This window comes from Mycobacterium sp. TH-M82 (assembly GCF_057473605.1).
In genome coordinates this window covers 1-1,785 of sequence record NZ_JBYCKY010000147.1, presented here as the reverse complement: position 1 = coordinate 1,785, position 1,785 = coordinate 1, and the positions used below count along the sequence as shown (strand labels likewise).

Here is a 1,785-nt window from a genome sequence, read left to right as displayed (position 1 = left end):
CCTTGGCAGAGTTCGGGGAATCGGTCATCAAGGTTTTTTCGCCGCAGCCCGCCGCCGGGCTTCGGCCGGCACCACCGGGGGCCGGGCGAACGGGCCGCGCCGCACCGCGTTGAGCCGTATCTCCGGCAGGTCGACCGACGGGTCGAGGGTGTCCAGCCACGCGACGGTGTCGGCGACATCCGACACGGCGATCGCATACATCTCGAAGGGGACGTCCGTCAGCATCTCGGTCTCCACCGGGCCCGGGGTGACGACGTGGACGCTGATGCCGTCCCGGTCGACTTCGGCCGCCAGCGCGCGGGCGAACGCGTTCATCCCGGCTTTGGTCGCCGAATAGGCGGTGCGGGCCGGCATCGGCTCGTGCGCGGCCGAAGAGGAGATGAACACCAACCGCGAGCCGGGCCGCATCCGGGGCAGCACCGCGGCGGTCACGACGAAACAGGAGTCGAGGTTGGCCGCCATGATCTCGCGCCACTGGTCGAATGTCTGCTTGCGAGCGTAGGTTCCGCCCAGCACCCCGGCGGCGTGCACCACCAGGTCGATCGTCTCCAGCGGGCGGAGCGCGGCGGCGAATCCGACGGGGTCGGACGCGTCGGCCGCGATGTGGCGGGCACCGATCTCGGTGGCGGCGGCCCGCAGCGGGTCCGCCCGGCGCGCGGCCAGCACGACGTCGTAGCCGAGCTCACTGAGTCTGCGACCGCACGCCTTGCCGATCCCGCCGCTGCCGCCGGTGATGAGGGCTGTTTTCGACACGGTTCGCCGGATCGAAGGTCACGGCTGCCGGCTGTTGCGCGGCCGCGACAGGGCCTGCGGCGACAGCGCATAGATCCGCCGGTCGGAACGATCGGAGAGCACATAAGTCTGGGTGTCGGCGACATGGCGTGCTGCGATGCGACGGGTGCGCTCGACGTCGCCGGCCTCGATCATCTCGGTCAGCTTGACATGCGTGCCGAGCACGGCGCGACGTTTGATTGCCGACGGATAGGTGCCACGCGCCGCACTCTCCTCGGCCCACTGCCGCTCGTGGCTGGTCCACAGCGTCTCCAGGCTGCCCACCACCGCTATCACGGTGTGGTTGCCGCACCCGTGAACGATCCGATCATGGAACCGGCGACCGATTTCGGTGAACTGCTCGCCGTCCTCGAGCTGCGCAGCCATCGCCTGGTTGACCTGCTTCAGCTCGGGTACCACGGTGTCGGCGCGGTCCGGCCGCCCCGCGGCCAGCGCCGCGCAGACCGGTTCCAGCTCCCGCAGCGCCGCACCCAGATCCGCCAACCCCACGTACTCGCTCTGCAGCAGCAGGCCGAGCATGTAGGCGGCACTGGTCTTTGCCGGTGCGTGCACGACGGCGCCGCCGCGGTTGCCGCGCCGCACCGACACCAGCCCCTCGGTCTCCAGAATCCGCAGCGCCTCGCGCAGCGACACCAAGCTGACCTTGAACTGCTCGACCAGCACCTCCTGGCGTGGCAACAGGTCACCGTCGGCCAGCTCGCCGTCGATGATCTGGCGCCGCAACTCGTCCGCGACGATCTCGGCGATTCTGGGTGCCGACAGCCGGCGTCGAGCCTCCGGCCCAATCCCCAACGTGGTCATCGGAATCCCGCAGCGAAACAATCGGCGAGAGTGCACGGTCGCTGCGCCCGCGACTCGACTGACTTAGTTATTTTAGCAGTGATGACATAATAGTCGGATGCAATCCAGCGACGGATCGCAGTGCCGACCGACGCCGCTGGATTCGCTGCGGGTCGTCGAGATCAGCGACCGGATAGCGGGCAGCTACTGCGG

At 69.0% G+C, this 1,785-nt stretch carries 2 protein-coding genes; both read right to left on the bottom strand.

From position 1 onward, the window contains the following. Window positions 1–27: 27 nt before the first annotated feature. Window positions 28–753: an SDR family oxidoreductase gene (locus tag AC2VON_RS04320; protein ID WP_486951834.1), complete on the bottom strand. Its 726-nt coding sequence runs from the start codon at window positions 751–753 to the stop codon at window positions 28–30. Between the two features lie 18 nt (window positions 754–771). Beyond that, window positions 772–1,593 carry a FadR/GntR family transcriptional regulator gene (locus tag AC2VON_RS04315; protein WP_486951833.1) on the bottom strand — a complete coding sequence of 274 codons (822 nt, stop codon included), beginning with the start codon at window positions 1,591–1,593 and terminating at the stop codon, window positions 772–774. Window positions 1,594–1,785: the final 192 nt, after the last annotated feature.

Coding starts and splice junctions, on each gene's coding strand:
- AC2VON_RS04315 (WP_486951833.1), bottom strand. CDS start 1,593: ATGACCACGTTGGGGATTGGGCCGGAGGCTCGACGCCGGCTGTCGGCA.